The 1,600-nt window shown below is 59.7% G+C and carries 1 protein-coding gene; it reads right to left on the bottom strand.

Annotated features, from left to right (window positions below; translation table 11 throughout):
- Positions 1-129: 129 nt before the first annotated feature.
- On the bottom strand, positions 130-1,428 hold the full coding sequence (locus tag AWB74_RS44400) for an ATP-grasp domain-containing protein (protein WP_061152781.1): 1,299 nt from the start codon (positions 1,426-1,428) through the stop codon (positions 130-132).
- Between the last annotated feature and the right edge of the window lie 172 nt (positions 1,429-1,600).

Genomic DNA, 1,600 nt, shown 5'->3' with positions numbered 1-1,600 from the left:
TCGGACGATTCACCGCCCAGAATGTTGAGCACGCAGACGCGGTCGTCACGCGTGGCGATCTGTGCGAGCGAGTTGACGCCAACGAAATACTTGAACTGGTTGCTGCCTTGCTTGTGCATGTCAATCTCCTCAGGCCGGGTTCGCTTCGGTTTCCACTGCGCTCGCGCCGATCCGCGCGGCAATCTCGGCCCGGCCGCCCGCGCGCATCCACGCGTCCGCCTGGCGGGCGTACTGGATCACTTCGCTGATATCGGAGTCGAATCCGAAGAGCCGGTAGGGCAGGCCGAGCGAGTCGCAGGTGTCCCTGAGTGCGGACATGCCGCGCACGAGATTCGGACCTCCGCGGCCGAGCACGACATAGAGGGGCGTCGGGCCATGCTCGCTGAAATGTTCGCGAAGGGCGTCAGCCATCGCGCGCAGCGTCTCGAAGATATCGGTGTTGTTCGACTTGCCGCCGATGATGAACAGCACGTTCGACTGTTTGAGCCAGTGCCTGAAGCAGATGCGGGCCACTTCCTTCATCTTTGCATAAGGCGGATTGCCGCCGAAATCCGACGAGATGATCGCGGCGTCCCCGAGCATCTCGGTGACAAGCGAATTGGCCCCGCCGCCGAAGGTGGGCGCCAGTATCGTTCCGTTCTCGTTGATCACGTAGACGTCGCTCTGCCCCTGGTGCGTGCGCAACTGATTGATCTCCTGTTCGAAGTCGGAGTAGTCAGCGGCAAACAGGTGAGGCGGCAGGCCAAGACGCGCCCAGCGGGGATCATCGCGATCGAAGCCGCACTTGAAGTCACACGCGACGGGCGTGAGCCGCCCGTTTTTGTCTTCGCGCATCCGGATCGGATTGAGCTCGAGCGTGGTCATGCCGAAGTCGTGGAACAGCTCCCAGAGCTTCGGCAACTGCTGAACGAGCGGCGAAATGATCTCCTTCGGCGCGCCGATCTCGGAGAGCGCGTTGGCCACGACAAACGCCTTCAGCCCCGTCAATGCATCGAAAGGCACCATGGCGACGTGCTTTGGATCCACCTCTTCGATGTCCATGCCGCCCATGTGCGAGAGCGTCATGGTTGGTGCGCGAAAGCGGGTGGAATCGGTGATCGAGAAATACACTTCGTGCTTCGCTGGCACACCGGCTTCGAATGTCACGCCATTCGCCTTCGCCTTGATATGACCAACGGTGTGCTCGGCGAAGTACAGACGTTCCTTCTCTGCTAACGCAGTCTTGAGATCGGTGGCGCGGCCGAGGAGACCTGCTTTTCCCTTCTTCCCAACGCCGCCTTTGAAAACTGGCTTGATAAAGACCTGACGATGACGGTCGATTAAGGCTTTGATTTCCTCTTCGCTGGCACTGGGGCCGAGGATTTGGCTCGCCGGAAAACCGACGAACTCCAACAAACGCGAGCCGTGCAACATACCGGTGATTTGCATAGAAGTCTCCTGAGGTTCTAACGAAATACAAAAGTAGTGCGGACGCTGTCGGTTGTTGCCAGCGCGTTATCCGAATGCGATAGCTGTGGAGGGCGATCAAAGCGCCATCGGGTCCGAGGACGGTAGACTCTCGTGTGCGCTACGCTGTTTGATGACTGGACTGACTGACTTC

This window comes from Caballeronia arvi (genome assembly GCF_001544695.2).
GTDB classification, from domain to species: Bacteria; Pseudomonadota; Gammaproteobacteria; order Burkholderiales; family Burkholderiaceae; genus Caballeronia; species Caballeronia arvi.
The sequence above is the reverse complement of the archived record's forward strand: the minus strand, read 5'-3'. Positions and strand labels throughout refer to the sequence as shown.